The organism is Dyella sp. 333MFSha (assembly GCF_900102405.1).
Lineage (GTDB): Bacteria > Pseudomonadota > Gammaproteobacteria > Xanthomonadales > Rhodanobacteraceae > Luteibacter > Luteibacter mycovicinus.
The window spans coordinates 1,550,984-1,570,726 of record NZ_FNBR01000001.1 but is presented as its reverse complement, the minus strand read 5'-3'; the positions used below and the strand labels follow the sequence as shown (position 1 = coordinate 1,570,726).

The 19,743-nt window shown below is 64.9% G+C and carries 16 protein-coding genes and 3 tRNA genes; 10 read left to right on the top strand and 9 right to left on the bottom strand.

Annotated elements, in window-relative coordinates:
• Positions 1-3: 3 nt before the first annotated feature.
• The 4 genes from BLT40_RS06800 to lexA form a co-directional block, all read right to left on the bottom strand.
• On the bottom strand, positions 4-3,141 hold the full coding sequence (locus BLT40_RS06800) for an error-prone DNA polymerase (RefSeq protein WP_255363961.1): 3,138 nt from the start codon (positions 3,139-3,141) through the stop codon (positions 4-6).
• Between the two features lie 8 nt (positions 3,142-3,149).
• Positions 3,150-4,559, bottom strand: a complete 1,410-nt coding sequence (locus BLT40_RS20580; RefSeq protein WP_090352400.1) for a Y-family DNA polymerase — start codon at positions 4,557-4,559, stop codon at positions 3,150-3,152.
• Between the two features lie 73 nt (positions 4,560-4,632).
• On the bottom strand, positions 4,633-5,262 hold the full coding sequence (gene imuA, locus BLT40_RS06790) for a translesion DNA synthesis-associated protein ImuA (protein WP_036113845.1): 630 nt from the start codon (positions 5,260-5,262) through the stop codon (positions 4,633-4,635).
• 2 nt (positions 5,263-5,264) lie between these two features.
• Positions 5,265-5,891 carry a transcriptional repressor LexA gene (lexA, locus tag BLT40_RS06785; RefSeq protein ID WP_079521445.1) on the bottom strand — a complete coding sequence of 209 codons (627 nt, stop codon included), beginning with the start codon at positions 5,889-5,891 and terminating at the stop codon, positions 5,265-5,267.
• 109 nt (positions 5,892-6,000) lie between these two features.
• Between lexA and BLT40_RS06780 the strand changes: the two genes are divergently transcribed.
• Genes BLT40_RS06780 through BLT40_RS06770 form a run of 3 tightly spaced genes read left to right on the top strand, consistent with a single transcriptional unit; the run spans position 6,001 to position 8,522 of the window.
• A complete protein-coding gene (locus tag BLT40_RS06780) occupies positions 6,001-7,122 on the top strand; it encodes an MFS transporter (protein ID WP_036113839.1) in 1,122 nt (373 codons plus the stop codon).
• Between the two features lie 12 nt (positions 7,123-7,134).
• On the top strand, positions 7,135-7,755 hold the full coding sequence (locus BLT40_RS06775; protein WP_079521444.1) for an HAD family hydrolase: 621 nt from the start codon (positions 7,135-7,137) through the stop codon (positions 7,753-7,755).
• On the top strand, positions 7,752-8,522 hold the full coding sequence (locus BLT40_RS06770) for a DeoR/GlpR family DNA-binding transcription regulator (protein WP_036113833.1): 771 nt from the start codon (positions 7,752-7,754) through the stop codon (positions 8,520-8,522). The genes BLT40_RS06775 and BLT40_RS06770 overlap by 4 nt, the downstream gene beginning before the upstream one ends.
• A gap of 96 nt (positions 8,523-8,618) precedes the next feature.
• Here BLT40_RS06770 and ppsA read toward each other — a convergent pair whose 3' ends face one another.
• A complete protein-coding gene (gene ppsA, locus BLT40_RS06765; RefSeq protein ID WP_090352398.1) occupies positions 8,619-10,991 on the bottom strand; it encodes a phosphoenolpyruvate synthase in 2,373 nt (790 codons plus the stop codon).
• A 184-nt stretch (positions 10,992-11,175) separates the two neighbouring features.
• Here ppsA and BLT40_RS06760 point away from each other — a divergent pair, with 184 nt between their 5' ends.
• Both BLT40_RS06760 and BLT40_RS06755 read left to right on the top strand, forming a co-directional pair.
• Positions 11,176-11,991, top strand: coding sequence for a posphoenolpyruvate synthetase regulatory kinase/phosphorylase PpsR (locus BLT40_RS06760; RefSeq protein WP_036113827.1), 816 nt, complete (start codon positions 11,176-11,178; stop codon positions 11,989-11,991).
• A gap of 33 nt (positions 11,992-12,024) precedes the next feature.
• Positions 12,025-12,498: a DUF1249 domain-containing protein gene (locus BLT40_RS06755; protein WP_043693527.1), complete on the top strand. Its 474-nt coding sequence runs from the start codon at positions 12,025-12,027 to the stop codon at positions 12,496-12,498.
• Between the two features lie 153 nt (positions 12,499-12,651).
• On the opposite strand, the gene BLT40_RS06750 is transcribed toward BLT40_RS06755, so the two are convergent.
• The 3 genes from BLT40_RS06750 to BLT40_RS06740 all read right to left on the bottom strand — a co-directional run bounded on the left by BLT40_RS06750 (position 12,652) and on the right by BLT40_RS06740 (position 12,960).
• Positions 12,652-12,728, bottom strand: a tRNA-Asp gene (locus tag BLT40_RS06750).
• 69 nt (positions 12,729-12,797) lie between these two features.
• Positions 12,798-12,873 (bottom strand) — tRNA-Glu (locus BLT40_RS06745).
• Between the two features lie 11 nt (positions 12,874-12,884).
• Positions 12,885-12,960: transfer RNA gene (locus tag BLT40_RS06740), tRNA-Ala, on the bottom strand.
• A gap of 205 nt (positions 12,961-13,165) precedes the next feature.
• On the opposite strand from BLT40_RS06740, the gene BLT40_RS06735 reads away from it, so the two are divergent.
• The 4 genes from BLT40_RS06735 to BLT40_RS06720 all read left to right on the top strand — a co-directional run bounded on the left by BLT40_RS06735 (position 13,166) and on the right by BLT40_RS06720 (position 16,986).
• Positions 13,166-14,926, top strand: coding sequence for a cation:proton antiporter (locus BLT40_RS06735; protein ID WP_079521442.1), 1,761 nt, complete (start codon positions 13,166-13,168; stop codon positions 14,924-14,926).
• A gap of 166 nt (positions 14,927-15,092) precedes the next feature.
• On the top strand, positions 15,093-15,875 hold the full coding sequence (locus tag BLT40_RS06730) for an FKBP-type peptidyl-prolyl cis-trans isomerase (RefSeq protein ID WP_079521441.1): 783 nt from the start codon (positions 15,093-15,095) through the stop codon (positions 15,873-15,875).
• 180 nt (positions 15,876-16,055) lie between these two features.
• Entirely contained in the window at positions 16,056-16,271 is a 216-nt protein-coding gene (locus BLT40_RS06725; RefSeq protein WP_036113814.1) for a SlyX family protein, read from the top strand.
• A gap of 22 nt (positions 16,272-16,293) precedes the next feature.
• Positions 16,294-16,986 (top strand): DUF2058 family protein, encoded by a 693-nt coding sequence (locus BLT40_RS06720; RefSeq protein ID WP_090352396.1) that lies wholly within the window; start codon positions 16,294-16,296, stop codon positions 16,984-16,986.
• A 58-nt stretch (positions 16,987-17,044) separates the two neighbouring features.
• Here the strand turns inward: BLT40_RS06720 and BLT40_RS06715 are convergent, their stop codons facing one another.
• Complete coding sequence (locus BLT40_RS06715; protein WP_079521439.1) at positions 17,045-19,102, bottom strand: 3-hydroxyacyl-CoA dehydrogenase NAD-binding domain-containing protein; 2,058 nt, start codon at positions 19,100-19,102, stop codon at positions 17,045-17,047.
• A gap of 157 nt (positions 19,103-19,259) precedes the next feature.
• On the opposite strand from BLT40_RS06715, the gene BLT40_RS06710 reads away from it, so the two are divergent.
• A complete protein-coding gene (locus BLT40_RS06710; protein WP_090352393.1) occupies positions 19,260-19,742 on the top strand; it encodes a hypothetical protein in 483 nt (160 codons plus the stop codon).
• The last annotated feature ends 1 nt before the right edge of the window (position 19,743 follow it).

Below are 19,743 nucleotides of genomic sequence, written 5' to 3'. Positions count from 1 at the left end.
GTGTCAGTGAAAATCGCGGGAGACGGATCCCAGTTGCGGAAGCAGGTCGCTGAAGTCATGCAGGCGGCTGGCAACGAGATGGCGCACGCCCCCGATCGACTGCCACTGGCCGTCGACCGCCAGCAATACCGCGTCCAGCAAAGCCTGACGGCAGGCTTCCGCCACCCTGGGCCGCACGATCACATTCACCTGTCCGGTCTCGTCCTCGAGCGTGACGAAGGTGATGCCACTGGCCGTCTGGGGGCGCTGACGCACGGTGACGAGACCGGCGTGTCGCAGCCAGATGCCGTTGCGTTCGCCTTCGAGGTCGCGCGCCCGCCGGACCCGACGCGCCTGCAAGTTCTTGCGAATCAGCCCCAGCGGATGAGCGGTGAGTGAAAGGCCGACCGTGGCGTAATCGGCGAAAACATTTTCGGCAGTCGTCGGAGGGCGCAGCGTGGCGTGTTCCTCGGCAACCGTATCCAGCAAGGGCAATGTCCGTTCGATGCCTGAGCTTTCCCAGCGGGCGCGGTGTCTGTGACCACTGAGCACACGGAGTGCGCCGGCATCGGCGAGGCGTTCGCGTTCGAAACGGTTGAGACCCGCGCGGCGGGCCAGATCGGCGAGATCGCGCAGTGGCGAGGCTTCCCGTGCACTGACGATGCGCGCGCCCAGATCGGCCGACAGGCCGGCGATCTGGCGCAGGCCCAGGCGCAGGGCGAAGCGATCGTCCTTCCATGGTTCGAGCGTGCAGTCCCAGTGGCTGGTGGTCACATCGGGCGGCCTTACTTCAAACCCGTGGCGGCGCAGGTCCGCGACGAGTTGCGCTGGCGCGTAGAACCCCATCGGCTGGCTGTTGAGCAGGGCGCAGCAGAAGATCTCCGGATGGTGACATTTCAGGTAGGACGAGGCGTAAGCGATCAGAGCGAAGCCGGCCGCGTGCGATTCGGGAAAGCCATAGCTGCCGAAGCCCTGGATCTGGTCGATGATCTGCTGGGTGAACTCCGGGGTGTAGTTGTTCTTCGCCATGTTGCGGCGGATCTTCGGCTCGAATTTCTGCAGCCCCCCGCGTCGTTTCCAGGCGGCCATCGAACGGCGCAGGTCGTCGGATTCGCCGGGCGAGAAATCCGCCACCACCTGCAGGATCGCCATCACCTGTTCCTGAAAAATCGGTACGCCCAGCGTACGCTCCAGCACCGGCCGTACGCCGTGTTCGTAGTGGATCTCCCCGGGCGGCAGCTGTCGCCGCTGCAGGTACGGATGCACCATGCCACCCTGGATCGGACCCGGGCGAACGATCGCCACCTGGATCACCAGATCGTAATAGCAGGCCGGCTTCAGACGCGGCAGCATCGACATCTGTGCGCGCGATTCGATCTGGAACACGCCGACGGTATCGGCCCGCTGAATCATCGCGTAGGTCGGACCGTCGTCCATGGGGATGTCGGCCAGGCGCCGGTAGTCGATACCGCGATGCGTACGCAGCATGTCGATCGCCTTGCGCATGCAGGTGAGCATGCCCAGTGCCAGACAATCCACCTTGAGCAGTTTCATCGTCTCCAGGTCGTCCTTGTCCCACTGGATGATGGTGCGGTTATCCATCGCCGCGTTCTCGACAGGCACGAGGTAATGCAACGGCGTATCGGAGATAACGAAACCGCCGACGTGCTGCGACAGGTGACGTGGCATGCCGCTGAGTTCCTGCACCAGTACCACCAGCTGACGGATGGTACGACTGGCGATGTCGAAGCCGCGCTCCTGCAGGCGCTGGATGATGGAGACCTCGCCATGCGCATGGGAATACGCATGACTGAGCTGGTCGAGCTGGTCTTCCGAAAGACCGAGCGCACGACCCACATCGCGTGCGGCGCTCTTGGGCCGGTAGCTGATCACCGTGGCGGCGAGGGCGGCGCGCTCCCGGCTGTACTTGTCGAACACGTACTGCAGGACTTCTTCGCGACGATCGTGTTCGAAATCGACGTCGATGTCCGGCGGCTCGTCGCGTTCCAGGGAGATGAATCGTTCGAACAGGGTGGTGATCTGGTCGGGATTCACTTCGGTGATGTGCAGGCAGAAACAGACCACCGAGTTCGCCGCCGAACCGCGCCCCTGACAGAGGATCCCGCGTGAACGCGCAAAGCGCACGATGTCCTGCACGGTCAGGAAGAAGGCCTCGTAGCGCTGTCGGGCGATGAGGTCCAGTTCCTTCTCGATGCGCTCGACCAGCACGGATGCGACGCCATCGGGCCAGCGCAACGCCGCGCCTTCATAGGTGAGCTGGCGCAGCCAGGCGGCGGGGTCCTTGCCTTCGGGAACCAGTTCCCGGGGGTAGACATAGTTGATCTTGCGAATGTCGAAACCGATGCAGCGTGCGGCGACGACGGCGGTCTCGTCCAGCATGTCGCGCGGGTAGATGCGGTCGAGCGTCTCGCGCCGGCGCAGATGGCGTTCTCCGTTGGGAAACAGATCGTGGCCCGCCTCGGCCACCGTGCGGTTGAGACGGATCGCTGTCATGACGTCCTGCAGGGCGCGCCGGCGACGCAGGTGCATGTGTACATCGCCCGCCGCGACGCAGCGCAGGGCGTGGCGCGCGGCAAGGTCGCGCAACGCGGCCAGTTCGGCCTCGTCGTGCTGGGACCGGTGCAGTTCGACCGCCAGCCACGCGCGGCTTTTGAAGTGCGTTGCCACCCATGCCGCCCGGCTCTCGTGTGTCGCCATGCCGGTCGCCGCCAGCGGGCCGGGCGCCCAGAGCAGGCACAGTCCGTCGGCGAGATTCTCCAGATCGGCACGATGCAGTTCGTAATGGCCCTTGGTTGCACGTCGCCGTCCCAGTGTGATCAGCCGGCACAGCTCGGTGTAGCCGTTCTGGTTTTCGACGAGAAGAACGATGACGGTGCCGTCGGCGAGTCGAAATTCGCTGCCGACGATCATCGGCAAATCGACTTCGAGTGAGGCCTCGAGACCTCGAACGATGCCTGAGAGCGAGCATTCGTCGGTGATCGCCAGTGCGGTGTAGCCGATCTCCCTGGCCCGCTCGAACAGCTCGCGTGCGCTCGATGCGCCGCGCTGGAAACTGAAATCGCTCAGCGCATGCAGCTCCGCATACGCCGGGACGTCGACATCCCCATCATTGGCGGGCAGTGGAAGTACGAGAGGCAGCACGTCGGGACCTACGCGAACCAGCCGTGCAGCATCCAGCCGTCGAGTGTGCCGGGCGGCAGGTAAGCCCAGGCTTGCTGTCCGTTTGCGGTGCGCACGATGTAGTAATCGCGTCGCGTGTCTTCGCCGTCCCACCAGCCGCTTTCGATCCGTTCGGGGCCGGCCAGTACGGCGGTGGGCTCGGGACGCATCGGCAGGGGTCGCGGCAGGAGCCATAAGGGACGACGTCGGCGTGGCAGTGGAACCGTGCTGTCCGGTGTGCCGTAACGCATGGCGCGTTCGGGCCGATGGTCGGCCACGAGCGCGATCTGCCGAAGCGCGGCGTCGCCCAGTCGCGCCCGCAAACGTTCGTCGAGGGTGGGCCAGTCGAGACCATCGCCGCGGACCGGTTCGAACAGGTCGCGTACCGGTGGACGGAATACCGGCAGTTCTTCGGCATCCAGTTCGATGGCGCGAGCCGGTGCGGGTAACACGGTGCGCTCGAGACGCGTGCGGGCCAGTTCGAACAGGCGCTCCGCGTCGCGTTGCGGCGCGGCCATGGCGACGACGACGCGTGTCGTGGCACCGCGTGCATGCTCGAGCGTCAGGGTGAAACGCTGTACGCCGCCATCCCGTGCCGCGAGCAGATTGGCCAGCGCACGGGTGAGGCGCTGCAATGGAAAGAGCAGGGGCTGACTGCCATCCAGTTCGCTGTCGAACTCGATCCTCTGCTGGAAGTTGGCGGGTGGCTGCCAGGCGGCCAGGGGGTGGGTGGCTTGCCCGCGGATGCGATCGAGCCAGTTCACGCCATCGCGGCCGATGCGCCGGGTGAGTTCCGGGCGAGGGAGGCGAAAGACCTCGTCGAGACGACGAAAGCCCATCGCGTGCAGCGATTTCACCGTGGTTGCCGGCAAGCCCGCCCGATCGAGCGACAAGGCGCCCAACATGCGTATGACGCCTTCGCGCTCGGGCAGCACCATGCCGTCCGCATGAGCGGCGAACACCCATGAGGCGGCCGGGAAGGGAGTGGCGGCCATGGTGTGTGCATGACCTTGCTCGCTAAGGCCATGGCACAGTCGTTCCGCCAGCACGGGCCAGCCGTCGAACAGACGCAGACTGGCACCCAGTTCCATGAGGATGGCGCCTGGCGGGACCAGGCTGACATGACCACTGAACTGGTAGCACCACGCGGCGAGTTCGGCGAGCAGGCGCGCCTCGGCCTCACGGTCGCGAGGGCGCACTTCCAGGGCGGGGCAAAGCGCGCGTGCGGCGGCGAGGCTCTGCCCACGGCGCACACCGAATGTGCTGGCCTCCGGATTGGCGGCGGCGATCAGGCGCTGGCGCGCACGGGTATCGAGCAAGGCGGAGGGGCCTGCCTCCGGTGTCGCGGCAAAGGCGGCGGAGAACGCCAGACCGGGAAAACGGAGACAGGCCCAAAGCATGGCTGCGTATAAGAAGCGACGACGGAGCGTCCGTCATGACGGCGAGCGGGACGCGGCGTCATGACGGTTTCCATCAGGCTCGCATGCGCAGCAGCGGAGCGGTGGTGGTCAGCAGCCCTCGCGACTTGAGGACATCCACATAAGTGGCCTCGTCGCTGTTGCTGACCTTGAGGCGTAGTGCCGCCGGGCTGTTCTGCTCGGCGTGCCCGGCCGGACGGAAGATCATGGCGCAGGCGTCGCCGCTTTCGGCGGCCAGCTGCAGGCGACGCAGACTGCGGTAATCGATGTCGGGCAACCAGCCGACCACGGCGCCGCAGCAACCGGAACGCAGGCACTGCTCCATGCTCCATGCGGCCTCGGTGCTGCCCGCATGGATTTCGTGCAGGAAGCGCAGGTCGACACCGGCCGCCGCCAGCGCGGGCGCATAAGGCAGGTAGGGCGGTGCGACGAAGATCACGCGACGGTGTTCCTGGGTGAGTGCGGCAAGCGCGGGCATCACCAGATCGAGCTCGCCCAGCCCATCGTGTTCGAACAGGATTTCGCTCAGCGCGCCTTGCGGCCAGCCCCCGCCGGGCAGTTTCTGGTCCAGGGAGGTCCAGCCGGTGGACAGCGCACGTACGCGCGGCTGACGGTCAGCGGAACGGCGCCAGATACCGGGATGGTCGAGCACCTGGGCGAGGGTCGGAGTGGCAATGGCGTTCATGGTCAGGTCCTGCGGATGATGCCGACGTAACGCCCTTCGATGGCGAACGCATGGCGACGGGGGTCGACTTCGATCGGGCTGAAGTCGGGGTTTTCGGGCAGCAGCAGAAGACGGCCGCGCTCGTGCCTGAGGCGTTTGACGGTGACTTCGTCGTCCAGCCGGGCGACCACGATCTGGCCATCGGTGGCGGTGGCGGTCTTGTGGACGGCGAGCAGGTCGCCGTCGAGGATGCCGGCGTCGCGCATGCTCAGACCCACCACGCGCAGCAGGTAATCGGCGCGCGGACGAAACAGGGAAGGATCGACCTCGAGCTGCGATTCGATGTTTTCCTCGGCCAGGATGGGCGAGCCGGCGGCCACGCGACCGATCAGCGGGAGGTCGTTACCGGCGGCGGTACGCATGATGGCGGCGTTGCCGGCCGAAAGGCGCAGGCCACGATGCTGCGGGGAACGTTCCAGCACGCCCTTGCGGACCAGCGACTCGACGCAGGCCTGTGCGGAGCTGTGGCTGGGGAAGCCCAGGGCATCGGCGATTTCGCGCAGCGTGGGCGGCAGGCCTTGCGTCTGCAGGTATTCCTGCAGAAATGCGAGGGTCTTTTGCTGACGCTCTGTGAGGGTAGGTGTCGACATGTGTACATTTGTACATAGGTCAGGCAACCGGTGCAAGAGGGGTGCGCTCTATTGCACGTTTATGCATGATTGAATACATTGATGCGCATTCCTCGTCCCCGGAATTTGCATGAAGCCTGTACGCGCTACCCGATTGATCTTCCTGTTATCCGGCATCGGCATGGCCAGCTGGGCACCGATGGTGCCCTACGCCAAGGCTCGTCTGGGTCTGGACGATGCCACGCTGGGCCTCGTTCTCTTGTGCATGGGGTGCGGAGCGACAGCGGCGATGCCACTGGCCGGTTTCTTCAGCCATCGCTTCGGCCACCGCGATGTGATCGGCGTGAGCGGACTTCTCGTCTGCCTCGCCTTGCCCTTGCTGACCCTCGCGCCGAATGTCTGGTGGCTTGGCGCGGCGCTCCTGTTTTTCGGTGCATCCCTCGGTGTGGTCGACGTCGCCATGAATGCGCATGCGGTCGACGTCGAGAAGCAGCAGGGCAGGCCGATGATGTCGGGCTTCCACGGGCTTTTCAGCGTCGGAGGTCTGGCCGGCTCCGCCGGTATGGCGGCCTTGCTTCGGTTCGGTGCGCCATTGACCGGCAGTGCCATCGCGGTCTCCGTGCTGATGCTGCTCATCGTGGGTACCCAGTGGCGACACTTCCTTGTCCGGCACGACGATGGCTCGGGCGACGTGCATGCGGGCTTCCGTATGCCGAGTGGCGCCGTCTTCCTGCTTGGCTTCCTGTGCATGGTCGTCTTCCTTGCGGAAGGCGCGATGCTCGACTGGAGTGCGGTATTCCTGCGCTTCTCGCGTGGTTTCGATCCTTCCGTGGCTGGCCTGGGTTACGCGGCGTTCTCCGTCGCCATGGCGATCGGGCGCCTGCTGGGCGATCGCATCACGGCCTCGCTGGGAGCGACCACCATCGTGCGGATGGGCAGCCTGATCGCCGCGGCCGGCTTCTTCCTTGCCACGCTGTTGCCCTGGGGCCCCGTCGCCTTGCTGGGTTTCGTCCTGGTCGGTATCGGCGCGTCGAACATCGTGCCCGTCCTGTTCAGCGCGGCGGGGCGGCAGAAGAACACCTCGCCGGGTATCGCCATCGCCACGGTCACCTCGCTGGGGTATGCGGGGATGCTGGCCGGGCCCGCGGTCATCGGTTTCGTCGCCCACGCCAGCAGCCTTTCGATCGCCCTGGCGGGGGTCGCCAGTCTGCTCGTCGTGGTTTCCCTTTGCGCCTCCATCGTGCGCCGTTGAACGGAGTTTTCCATGCATAAGAAACGCGATGTCGTGATCTTCGATTTCGGCGGTGTCCTGATCGACTGGAACCCGCGTTACCTCTATCGCAAGCTGTTCGGTGACGATGAACAGGCGATGGAAACCTTCCTTGCCGAAGTCACCACGCCGGAATGGAACCTGCGACAGGACGCGGGTCGTTCATGGGATGAGGCGGTTCGCCTTCTTACCGATGAGCATCCCACCAAGGCCGAACTGATCGCCGCCTATCAGCACCGCTGGGAAGAAACCCTGGGCGGTGCCATCGACGACAGTCTGCACATCCTCCGCGAGCTGAAAGAGGCGGGTCATCCGCTGTATGGCCTGACCAACTGGTCGCACGAGACCTTTCCGTTCGCGCGGGAACGCTTCGATTTCCTGGCCCTGTTCGACGGCATCGTCGTGTCGGGCGAAGAGGGCATGATCAAGCCCGACCCCAGGCTTTACCAGACACTGCTCGAGCGATATGACATCGATCCGGCGACGGCCGTCTTCATCGATGACAACAAGGCCAATGTCGACGCCGCCGACGCCCTGGGCATCCATGGCATCCATTTCCACACGCCGCGTCAGTTGCGCGACGAACTGATTGCCCTGGGTTTCCTGTCGGCATGAATGCGTCGGTCGACATTACGCTGCCTCGCGAGCGTCAGCAGCTGATCCTCGAGCGTCTGCGACGCGACGGGAAAGTCGTGGCGGCGGAACTCGCGCAGGAATTCCGGGTGTCGGAAGACTCCATCCGGCGTGATCTGCGCGATCTGGCGGGGCAGGGTCTGTGTCGGCGCGTTTACGGTGGCGCGTTACTGGCGGTGAGCATTCCGCCGCTGGGCGAGCGCCATGCGGAGCGTACGGAACTGAAGCGGGCGCTTGCACGTACCGCGATCGGTCTGGTCGGTAGCGGCCAGATTCTTTTCATCGACGCCGGCTCGACCAACACGGTTCTGGCGAGGATGTTGCCGGAGCACCATGACCTGACCGTGGTGACCAACGCCCCCGACGTCGCCCTCGCGGTGCTGGGACGACCCGGTTTCGACGTGATCCTGCTCGGCGGCAAACTCGATCCGGCCATCGGTGGCGCGATCGGCTCACGTACGGTGCGACAGGCGCAGGACATTCGCGCCGATCTGTGTTTCCCGGGCGTCTGCGCCATCGATCCGCAACGCGGCTTATGGACGTACGACGAGGAAGAAACCGTCTTCAAGCAGGCGATCATCGAGGCGAGTGGTGAGACGGTGGCGATCGCCACCCCGGACAAGCTGGTGGCCTCGGCGACACATCACACGGCGCCGATCAGCGGCGTCTCGCATCTGGTGGTGGCGGCGGATACGGATCCGGCAGTGGTGGAGCGGTATCGGGTGGCGGGCGTGACGGTGCACCTGTAATCGTCAACAGGTACGGCTCCCACCGGGGTGTGATCGCCCGGTGGGAGCCAAGCCTGCTGGCGATGCTCTTTCCGGACTAAGGAAAGAGCCGATCCATCAGCCGGCCTTCTTCCTGGCCAGACGTAGCCACGTATCGACCACGGTATCCGGATTCAGCGACACCGACTCGATGCCCTGTTCCATCAGCCACTCGGCAAGGTCCGGATGATCCGACGGGCCCTGGCCGCAGATGCCGATGTACTTGCCCTTGGCCTTCGCGGTCTTGATCGCCATGGCCAGCAGCTTCTTCACCGCCGGGTCGCGCTCGTCGAACAGGTTGGCGACAATGCTTGAGTCGCGGTCGAGGCCGAGGGTCAGCTGGGTGAGGTCGTTCGAGCCGATCGAGAAGCCGTCGAAGATGTCGAGGAACTCGTCCGCCAGCAGGGCGTTGGAAGGGACCTCGCACATCATGATGACCTTCAGGTCGTGCTCGCCCTGGACCAGGCCGTTCTTGCGCAGTACCTCGATGACCTTGCGGCCTTCGTCCAGCGTGCGGACGAACGGAATCATGACCCAGACGTTGGTCAGGCCCATGACCTCGCGCACGTACTTGGCGGCCTTGCACTCCAGCGCGAACGATTCGGCGAAGTCCGGCGAAACATAGCGGCTGGCGCCGCGATAGCCGATCATCGGGTTTTCTTCGTGCGGCTCGTAGCGCGTACCGCCGAGCAGACCCGCGTACTCGTTCGACTTGAAGTCGGACAGGCGCACGATCACCGGCTTCGGGTAGACCGAGGCGGCGATGGTCGAGATACCTTCGGCGAGGCGGTCGACATAGAAGGAGACCGGATCCTTGTAGCCGGCGATGCGCGCGTCGATCCGGGCTCTGGTCTCGGCATCCTGCTTCCCGTACTCCAGCAGCGCCCTGGGATGCACGCCGATGTGGCTGGCGATGATCATTTCGAGGCGGGCCAGACCGATACCCGCGTTCGGCAGCATGCCGAAGTCGAAGGCGCGCTCGGGGTTGGCCACGTTCATCATGATCTTGAGCGGTGCTTCCGGCATCGCACCGAGGTCGGCGGTGATGCGGTCGAACTTCAGCAGGCCTTCGTAGATCGTGCCGGTATCGCCTTCGGCGCAGGAGACGGTGACTTCGGCACCGTCCGGGATCGACTCCAGCGCATTGCCGCAACCGACCACCGCGGGCACGCCCAGCTCGCGGGCGATGATCGCCGCATGGCAGGTACGACCGCCGCGGTTGGTGACGATGGCGGCGGCACGCTTCATCACCGGCTCCCAGTCGGGGTCGGTCATGTCGGCCACCAGCACGTCACCGGGCTGCACCTTGTTCATGTCGGCCAGCGACCGGATGACGCGAGCCTTGCCCGAACCGATCTTCTGACCGATGGCGCGGCCTTCGGTCAGGACCTTGCTCTTCTCGTTGAGCTGGAAACGCTCGAGCGTGGTCGCGTGCGAGCGCGACTTCACGGTCTCGGGGCGGGCCTGCACGACGTAAAGCTTGCCGGTGTTGCCGTCCTTCGCCCACTCGATGTCCATCGGGCGGCCGTAGTGCTTTTCGATGACGAGGGCCTGGCGCGAGAGCTCCTCGACGTCGGCATCGTCAAGGCAGAACCGATGACGCAGCTCGGCCGGGGTTTCTTCGATGCGCACGCGCTCGCCGGGCTTATCGGAATAAACCATGCGCTGCTGCTTGGCGCCCAGGCTGCGGCGCAGGACGGCAGGCTTGCCTTCCTTGAGCGTGGGCTTGAAAACGTAGAACTCATCCGGGTTCACCGCACCCTGGACCACCATCTCGCCCAGACCGTACGAGCCGGTGACGAAGACGACGTCACGGAAGCCGGATTCGGTGTCGAGCGTGAACAGTACGCCTGACGCACCGACGTCCGAGCGGATCATCAGCTGCACGCCGGCGGACAGGAAGACGTCCTCGTGCTTGAAGCCCTGATGCACGCGATAGGCGATGGCCCGGTCGTTGTACAGGGAGGCGAAGACTTCCTTGACCTTATGCAGTACGTCGTCGATGCCGACCACGTTGAGGAAGGTTTCCTGCTGGCCGGCGAACGAGGCGTCGGGGAGATCCTCGGCCGTGGCGGAGGAACGCACGGCCACGGCGATGTCGTCGGCACCCGCATCCTTGCAGAGCTTGATGTAAGCGTCGCGGATGGCCTGCTCGAGGTCGGCGGGCAGGGCGGTGTCGACGATCCAGCCACGGATTTCCTTGCCGCCGCGGGTCAGTTCATCCACATCGTCCACGTCGAGCGTGGCCAGGCGCTCCTGGATCCGCTTCGCGACGCCGCTCTTTTCGAGGTAGGTCTGGAAGGCGTCGGCCGTGGTGGCGAAGCCACCCGGCACGGAGACACCCAGTTTCGCCAGGTTGCCGATCATCTCGCCGAGGGAGGCGTTCTTGCCACCCACCTTGCCGAGGTCGGTCATGCGTAGCGCGTCGAGCCAAAGTACCAGGTCGCTCAAAGGAAGTTCCTCACATCGGTTGGGCGGCGGGCCGCGCTGGAAAAATCGGCGCATTGTCGCGGTGGTATGGTCTGGCTGACAAGCGGCGATGCACAAATCGCCCGTGATAATGCGGGGTGGATGGTTATGAAGACGTATTGGTCTTAAGGTGGCGGCCACGGAACCAACCCAAGGAAACCGTTCGATGCGGCGTACCGTCTTCTTCATTTCCGACTCCACCGGCATTACGGCCGAGACCATCGGCAACAGCATGCTCGCCCAGTTCGACGGGGTGCAGTTCGATACCCACCGGCTGCCGTTCATCGACAACGCGCAGAAAGCCGAGGCCGCTTCGCTGCGGATCAAGACCAAGTACGCCCAGGACGGACACCGTCCCATCGTCGTCAATACGATGACCTCGAGGGCACTGTGCGACATCGTGGCGGGTAGCGGCGCGCTGATGCTTGACGTGTTCGCGCCTTTCATCGAGCCGCTCGAGGCGGAACTGGGGGCCAAGCAGTCGGGTGCGGTGAATCGCTCCCATGGTCTGGTCGATTTCGAGCGTTACGAGGCTCGCATCGAGGCGACCAACTACGCCCTGGCTCACGACGATGGTCTGGACGTGGACTACAACCAGTCCGATGTCGTGCTGGTGGGCGTGTCGCGGTCCGGCAAGACGCCGACCTGCCTCTACATGGCCTTGCATTACGGCGTCTGTGCCGCCAATTATCCGCTCACGGACGACGATCTCGACAAGCTGGAACTGCCGACGCGCCTCCGCCCCTATCGCAGCCGGCTGTTCGGGCTCACCATCGACCCGGTCCGCCTGGCGCAGATCCGCGAGCAACGCCGCCCCGGCAGCCGCTACGCCACGTTGAAACAATGCCGCTGGGAACTGGAGCAGGCCGATAAGGTGATGCGGCGGGAGAACATCCCGGTCCTCAACACGACGCACACCTCGATCGAGGAAATCTCGAGCAAGATCTTCGAATACCTGGGGATCGAGCGACACATGTATTGACCGAGCCACGGTTTACGGAGACCCGCCCACGTTATGACCGCCGTCATCGACCGCCCAACGCCGCTGATCCCGGGACGCTTCGAGTTCCTGATGGGTCTGTATGCGGAGAACTACCACCGTCTGGCGCGTCTGTTCGCGCCACAGCGGCTGACGCCCGGCCGTTACATTTCCGATGTCGACGATGGGCTGAAGGTGCGGCTGGACGTGCAGGAAAAGCATCCGTATACGCTGGAGCTCGAGCTGACCTATGACTTCGTCGACGAGGTCACCGGGCAGCCGTCGCCGTCCGCGCAGCTGCGCATGTACACGGATGCCCACGTGGCCGAAGCCATGCATTGCCATCCCGGTCGTAAGCTGTCGCAGGTACTGGGGCCGTTTCCGGCGGCACATACGGTGTTTCAGCATCGTCTGAGGATGAACGGGTTTCTCAGCCGCTGGCTGGAATACCTGGCCGAGCAGGGCCATTCGATCGGGACGCTGGCGCGTGTCGACGACCCGCTTCCGTAGGAGCGCGCCTCGCGCGCGAAAGCTTTTCGCGACGAGATCAGGTTGTGTATGTATCGAGGGGAGAAACCGGTCGCGCGCAGGCGCGCTCCTACAGTTCCGGAGAAATTGCAGGCAAAAAAAATCCGCCAGATGGCGGATTCCTTTTAGAAGTAATGGCGGAGCGGACGGGACTCGAACCCGCGACCTCCGGCGTGACAGGCCAGCATTCTAACCGACTGAACTACCGCTCCACACTACGTTCCAACTCTTCCAACAACTACCAACTTCTCCGTCCATTCACTTCCTGGCGGACCAGAAAGTGGCGTCCCCACGGGGATTCGAACCCCGGTCGCCACCGTGAAAGGGTGATGTCCTAGGCCTCTAGACGATGGGGACGTCTTAGAAGTTGGTGGAGCCAGCCGGGATCGAACCGGCGACCTCCTGCATGCCATGCAGGCGCTCTCCCAGCTGAGCTATGGCCCCCTGCTGGAAGCCGCAAAGATTACGTCCGACCCGTCGCTTCGTCAAGCATTCGTTACACTTTTTTTGAATTTATTTTCGACGAAATCAGAATGACGAGGTGCAGCAATCACTTGCGTGTGTCATGCATCGATCGCCGTTTTGGCTGCCGCGTCCCTCGATCACGAAACACGGGTTAACCTGTCTGTTCGCACACACAGGGACAAGCATGCACGGCATCGTTTTCATCCAGGATCTCGCCACGGTGATGCTCGTCGCCGGACTGACGACGGTTATTTTCCAGCGTCTCCGGCAGCCGGTCGTGCTTGGCTACATCATCGCGGGTTTGTTGATCGGGCCGCACACGCTGCCGGTGATCTTCATCCACGACGAACAGACGATTCGAACGCTGTCCGAACTGGGCATGATCCTGCTGCTGTTCGCGCTCGGTCTCGAGTTCAGCCTTAAAAAGCTGCGCGCGGTCGGCGGCGCGGCACTGGTGGCCGCGTTCTCCGAAATCGTGCTGATGGTCTGGATCGGTTACGAGATCGGCCGGTTCTTCGGCTGGTCGGCGATGGATTCGATCTTCCTGGGCGCGATGCTTTCGATCTCGTCGACGACGATCATCATGAAGGCGCTCGAGGACCTGGGTCTCAAGCGCGAGCGCTTCGCACAACTCATGTTCGGGATCCTCATCGTCGAGGATCTGCTCGCCATCGTGTTGATGGCCTTGCTCACCGGTATCGCCAGCACCGGCGGCGTCGAGGCCGGGCAGGCCTTCGCCGCGATCGGTCGCCTCGGTCTGTTCATGGCTGTCTCGCTGGTGGTCGGACTGCTGCTGGTGCCGCGCGTCGTCGACTACATCGCACGGGTCAGCCGCAACGACGTGCTGCTGGTCGCCGTGCTGGGTATCTGCTTCGGTTTCTGCCTGCTGGTCACCGAAATGGGCTACAGCGTGGCGCTGGGGGCTTTCATGATCGGCGCGATCGTCGCCGAGTCGGACAGCGTGGCGCGCGTCGAGCGGATCATCATGCCGGTGCGCGACATGTTCAGCGCGATCTTCTTCGTCGCTATCGGCATGCTGATCGATCCGGCGCTGCTGGCGCAGTACGCGTGGCCGATCACCATCGTCACCATCGCGGTCGTCGTGGGTAAGGTCATTACGTGCAGTTTCGGCAGCTTCGTGGCCGGCAACGATGGCCGCACCTCGCTGCGGGTCGGCATGGGGCTGGCGCAGATCGGTGAATTCTCCTTCGTCATCGCGTCGCTGGGTCTCACGCTCAAGGTCACGAGCAATTTCCTCTATCCCGTCGCGGTGGCGGTCTCCGCCATCACGACGTTCCTTACGCCCTATCTGATGCGCGCGTCCGATCCGCTGGCGAGTTTCCTCGCGCGCAAGCTGCCGTCACGGGTGACCGGCGTGTTCGGCGCCTATACGGAGTGGATGGGCAGCCTGGGCCTGCAGGGGCAGGGCGCCATCGTGATGAAAATGATCCGCCGGCTGGTCTGGCACGTGATCATCAACACGGCGCTGGTGGTCGCGGTGTTCATCGCCGCGGCCTTCGCCTATCGCCGGGGCTTCCTCCATCTGGACATCGTCAGCGCCGATGCGACCGTTCAGCGCACTCTCGCCTGGTCGCTGGCGGCGCTGGTCTCGCTGCCGATGATCGTGGCGACCTACCGCAAGGCCGAGGCGCTGGGCATGCTCCTGGCCGAACTGTCGGTGCCCGACCGCTTCGGCAGCCGGACCTACCGGATCCGGGCGATCCTGGCCCGCATCGTGCCTCTCATGTCCATGCTGATCATGGGTTTGCTGGTGGCGGCGCTGGCCTCGACGATCCTGCCGCCGCGCGAGGTCGCGGGGGTGCTGATACTGGTCGGCATCGGCCTGGCCTGGCTGCTCTGGCGGGTGCTGGTGCAGGTGCACGCCCGGCTTCAGGCGGCCCTTCGCGACACCCTGGACAAGCCCGGCCAGGACCACCATGAGTGACCCGTGTCCCGTTTTTTGAAAGGTTTCTGAACTTTCCATGTGAAACCTTGTCTTTCGACCCGTCATTGCAAGCAGGACGCGAACCACCGCACAATGGCGATTCTGCCTCCACAAGGAGGTGTAAACCGGCGGCGTCGCCGAATCTTTCCAAGAGAGGGAGTATTCAATGAAGCACTTTTTGCGTCCCACGATGACGGCCGTCGCCCTGGCGGTTGCGCTGGGTACGGCTGCGGGCGCATCCGCCCAGGCCGCCAAGCCGGCTGCCTCCGCGGCACCGGTCGATAAGCAGAAGGCCAGCTACGTCGTGGGTTGGGACCTTGCCAGCTCGCTTCCGCCGCTCGTCGCGAAGGAAGTGGATGCCGCCACGGTAGCCAAGGCTCTGCAGGCCGCCCTGTCGGGCCAGAAGCCGACCATGTCGGAGGCGGAAGCCAAGTCCGTCCGTGAGGCCTTCGTGGCCCAGCTGAAGGTCAAGGCCGAGGCTGAGTACAACAAGGTCGCGACCCAGAACAAGACCGAAGGCGACGCCTTCCTGGCGAAGAACAAGTCGGCTCCGGGCGTGAAGGTCACGGCCTCCGGCCTGCAGTACCAGGTCGTCCAGGCCGGTACCGGTCAGCGTCCGGGCCCGAACGACACGGTCAGCATCAACTACACCGGTACGTTCGTGAACGGCGAGAAGTTCGACTCCTCGGCCGACCACCAGCCGCCGGGTGCGGCCCAGATCCCGCTCGCCGCGGTGATCCCGGGCTTCCGCGAAGGCCTGCAGCTGATGCAGACCGGCGGCAAGTACAAGCTGTTCATCCCGTCGAACATCGCTTACGGCGCCAAGCCGGAAAACGGCTTCCCGCCGAACGCGACGATCATCTTCGACGTCGAACTGCTGAAGACGGGTCCGACGCCTGCTGGTCAGGGTCCGGGCGCCGGTCCGGCTCCGGGCGCGGGCGGCAAGTAAGCCCCAGCCGTACAAGCGACACCCGAGGGCGCGGAGCAATCCGCGCCCTTTTTCTTTGGCCCGGTTTCTTTGATCCGCGGCACCGGCGGATTACAATCGACTGTTACCACATGCTCGCCTGAGCTTCCTGGAGCCGCATGAACGCCTCGATGTCCAGATTCCGACTCGCGGAACGCCGCCGTGGCTGACCACGACGACGATCGCCTGACCGAGCTCGAGGTGCGCCTCTCCTTCATCGACGACACGGTGAACGGACTTTCTTCCGCCGACACGGAAATCGCCCGGCGACTGGACCGGCTGGAGCGCGCGGTGCGCGACCTTCGCTCGGATCTGGTCAACATGCGCACCGGCGTTGGCAGCGACGCGGCGAACGAACCGCCGCCCCCGCATTACTGAAACACGGAACGAGTCTTACCGAATGGCAGAGTCCCTGCGCGACCAGTTGTTGAAGAGCGGCCTCGTAAAGGAAGTCCGCGAAGAAAAGCGTGCGTCCACGCCGCCACCGAAGCAGGGTGGCGCGAGCGGTCAGCCTTACGCGGGCAACAATCCGCGTCATGGTGGCAAGCCGAAGCAGGGGCAGGGTGGCCGACCTCAGGGTGACCGCGCCGGCGGCGGTAAGGGCGCGGGAAACAACCGTCCGCAGGATGGACGACGCGGACAGGCTGCTGGCCGGCCGCAGAACGCGAAGCCGGCACGCACCGATGGCGAGATGGATCTGGCCAGGGCCTATGCCATTCGCGCGCAGACGGAATCGGCCGAGCGTCGCAAGGCGGAGGCTGAAGCCGCTGAAGTGGCGCGCCTGCGTAAGGAAAAGAAACGCAAGGTGGAAGAGTTGCTCAAGGGTAAAGCGCTCAACCTGGCTGACGCCGATCAGGTGCGTCACTTCCCGTACGGTGAGAAGATTCGTCGCGTACACGTCGATGACGCGCAGCTCACCGCGATCAACGCGGGCGAACTGGGTGTCGTCCAGCAGGGCGGTCGTTACCTGGTGGTCGACAAATCCGTCGTTGACGCGCTACGCGAGCTCGCCCCGGAGTTCATCGCGTTGATGGTGGATCCGAACGCGGTGAGCGAGGCGGATGACGGCGTGCCAGACGATCTGATGTGGTAAATCGGGGTGAGCGTCGGGCCGCTCGCGCGGCCCTTGCCACCAGGATGGTCTCGCGCCGTTATGCGGGCGGGCTCGACAGCTCCGGGTTATCCCAGCCTTCCTTCTTCGCGAAGCGCGCACCGTGCTTCTGTTCGAGCTTCGCCAGGCGCTCGCGGATCGCCGCCACGCCTTCGGTGCGCACGTACTGAATCGGGCCACCCCGGAACGGCGCAAAGCCGGTGCCGAAGATCACGCCGGCATCCAGGAGGTCGGCATCGTCCACCACGCCTTCGGCCAGGCAGGCGATGGCCTCGTTGACCATGGGCAGGATCATGCGGTCCTGGATATCGGCCGGCGCCACATAGTCGGGGTCGACATCCGGTTTGTCCGGCTTGCCTTCCTTCCAGACGTAAAGACCTTCGCCGTCTTTCTTGCCGCGCTTGTTGGCGGCGAGCTTTTCTTCGAGGCCTGCCGGGATTTCCAGACCGAGGAAGGGTGCCAGTTCCTTGCCCACCGAGGCGCATACGTCGAGGCCGACCGTATCGGCCAGCTCGATCGGCCCCATCGGCATGCCGAACTTCTTCGCCTCGCGGTCGAGCACCGGGCCGGGCACGCCTTCGTTGTAGAGGCGCATCGCTTCCATCAGATAAGGCATGAGGATGCGGTTGACCAGAAAGCCGGGCGTGCCCTTGACCGGCACCGGCAGCTTGCCGATGGCCTTGCAGAAGGCCAGCGCGCGCTTCTCGATCGCCGGATCGAGCGCGTCGTGGCGCACGACTTCGATCAGCGGCATCTGCGCCACGGGATTGAAGAAGTGCAGCCCGAGGAAGCGCTGCGGTGCCTTCAGGCCCTGGCGCAGTTCATCGAGCGGGATCGACGACGTATTGCTCGCGAGGATCTCGTCCGACTGGAACTGTGGCTCGATGGTCGCGTACAGGGCGTGCTTCGCTTCCGGGTTCTCGAAGATCGCCTCGATCGCGAGGTCGGCATCGGCGACGCCCTTGCCCTCGACGTCGGCACGCAGGCGCGCGACGGCGGCTTCGAATTTGGCCGGTGCTTTCAGCTTCTTCTCGAACAGCGTGCGGGCCCGCGCGATCGCCGGCTCGACGAAGCGCAGCTCGCGGTCCTGCAGCGTCACGTCGAACCCTTTCAGTGCGGACCAGGCGGCGATGTCGCCACCCATGGTGCCGGCGCCGACGACATGCACGTGCTTGATGCCATGCTCGGTGCCGCCGCCGAGGCCCTTGAGGCGTTCCTGCAGGAAGAAGATACGGATGAGGTTGCGCGCGGTGGGCGTGGTGGCTAGCTTCGCCACCGACTTCGCTTCGAGTCTGAGTCGTTGCTGGATGCTCGACCCGCCGCGTGCCCAGACGTCGATGAGCGCGAACGGCGCCGGGTAATGTTCTTTACGTACCTTGGCCGCCGTCTGCTTGCGCACCATCGGCGCCAGGATCGCGCGTGCGGGCAGGGTGTTGGTCGCCCAGGCTTTCGCGCGCTGCGCGAGCGGGCGCCGTGTGGGGCGGCGTGCGAGCTGTCTGGCTTCCGCGAGCAGTTCGTCCGGGCGCGCGACGCGGTCTACCAGCCCGACCGCTTTGGCGCGACGGGCGTTGAACGGCTTGCCCGTAAGCATGGCCGGCAGCGCATCGGGCGCACCGATCAGACGTGGCAGACGCGCCGATCCGCCCCAGCCCGGATGGATGCCGAGCATCACTTCCGGCAGGCCGATCTTCGTCGCCTCGTCGTCGGCGGCGATGCGCAGGCGGCAGGCGAGGGCCAGTTCGGTACCGCCGCCCATGCAGGCGCCGTGGATGGCGGCCACCGTCGGACACGGCAGGCGGGCGAGGTTGTCGAAGACACGCTGGCCGTTCTCGATGTTCTCGAGGACCGTGCCGGTGTGCGCGTACTCGACGAATTCGCGGATATCGGCGCCCACCGCGAACCCGGAAGGCTTGGCGGAATGAATCACCACGCCGCGAGGGCCCTCGATCGTGAGGCGCTCGACGAGCTTGTCCAGTTCATCCAGGACCTCGCGGGACAGCGCGTTGGCGCTGGAACCCTCGCGGTCGAACGTCAGGACGACGATGCCGTCGTCGCCCACGCTGGTCTTCCAGTGCTTGAATCGGAGTCCTTCGAACATGGCGGCGTCGTGCGGTGGCGAATGAGCGCATCACCATACCTTCCCGCCGGGCCGAATGCGAGATACCCGCCCGTATGGTGGGCGAATTCACGCCGGTGACTGGCGGACTCCCCTGTATTGGATCGATACTGAACGTCTCTTCATCCAGCGATGCCTCATGCCACCCGATGCCCTAGCAGCCACGGACGTCTTCGACCGGATCCTCGCGGCACCGGGCCCGTTGGTCGCCTTGCAAGCGCCCGATCTGGCCGCGCTGGTCGACCAGTTCCGGCTGGTCGCACGCCGGTCGGGGCAGGCGGTTTATCTGTGGCGGAATGCCGAGGGTCTGGTCAGCCTTCGCGACGCGCAGATGCGCGTTCCCGGTTGCCTCCGACTGGGCGACGCGCTTCGCTACATCCTGCAGAGCCTGCACTTCGGGGTGTACCTGCTGGACATGCCGCCGGGCGTGCCCAGTGCGACGGACGGTGCGTTGCTGCGGCAGCTGGCGCGGACCAGCACCGGCCATGTGCGGCGCGTGGTCCTGATCGGGGCCAGCGCGAGCCTGCTGGCGACTTTCGAAGACGACGTGGTCCAGGTCGACGCCGACTGGCGCTCCCGCACGGCGGCGCCGCGCCTGCGCGACGGCCGCTGGATCGTCTGAC

Coding starts and splice junctions, on each gene's coding strand:
- BLT40_RS20580 (WP_090352400.1), bottom strand. CDS start 4,559: ATGCTTTGGGCCTGTCTCCGTTTTCCCGGTCTGGCGTTCTCCGCCGCC.
- imuA (WP_036113845.1), bottom strand. CDS start 5,262: ATGAACGCCATTGCCACTCCGACCCTCGCCCAGGTGCTCGACCATCCC.
- lexA (WP_079521445.1), bottom strand. CDS start 5,891: ATGTCGACACCTACCCTCACAGAGCGTCAGCAAAAGACCCTCGCATTT.
- BLT40_RS06780 (WP_036113839.1), top strand. CDS start 6,001: ATGAAGCCTGTACGCGCTACCCGATTGATCTTCCTGTTATCCGGCATC.
- BLT40_RS06775 (WP_079521444.1), top strand. CDS start 7,135: ATGCATAAGAAACGCGATGTCGTGATCTTCGATTTCGGCGGTGTCCTG.
- BLT40_RS06770 (WP_036113833.1), top strand. CDS start 7,752: ATGAATGCGTCGGTCGACATTACGCTGCCTCGCGAGCGTCAGCAGCTG.
- BLT40_RS06760 (WP_036113827.1), top strand. CDS start 11,176: ATGCGGCGTACCGTCTTCTTCATTTCCGACTCCACCGGCATTACGGCC.
- BLT40_RS06755 (WP_043693527.1), top strand. CDS start 12,025: ATGACCGCCGTCATCGACCGCCCAACGCCGCTGATCCCGGGACGCTTC.
- BLT40_RS06735 (WP_079521442.1), top strand. CDS start 13,166: ATGCACGGCATCGTTTTCATCCAGGATCTCGCCACGGTGATGCTCGTC.
- BLT40_RS06730 (WP_079521441.1), top strand. CDS start 15,093: ATGAAGCACTTTTTGCGTCCCACGATGACGGCCGTCGCCCTGGCGGTT.
- BLT40_RS06720 (WP_090352396.1), top strand. CDS start 16,294: ATGGCAGAGTCCCTGCGCGACCAGTTGTTGAAGAGCGGCCTCGTAAAG.
- BLT40_RS06715 (WP_079521439.1), bottom strand. CDS start 19,102: ATGTTCGAAGGACTCCGATTCAAGCACTGGAAGACCAGCGTGGGCGAC.
- BLT40_RS06710 (WP_090352393.1), top strand. CDS start 19,260: ATGCCACCCGATGCCCTAGCAGCCACGGACGTCTTCGACCGGATCCTC.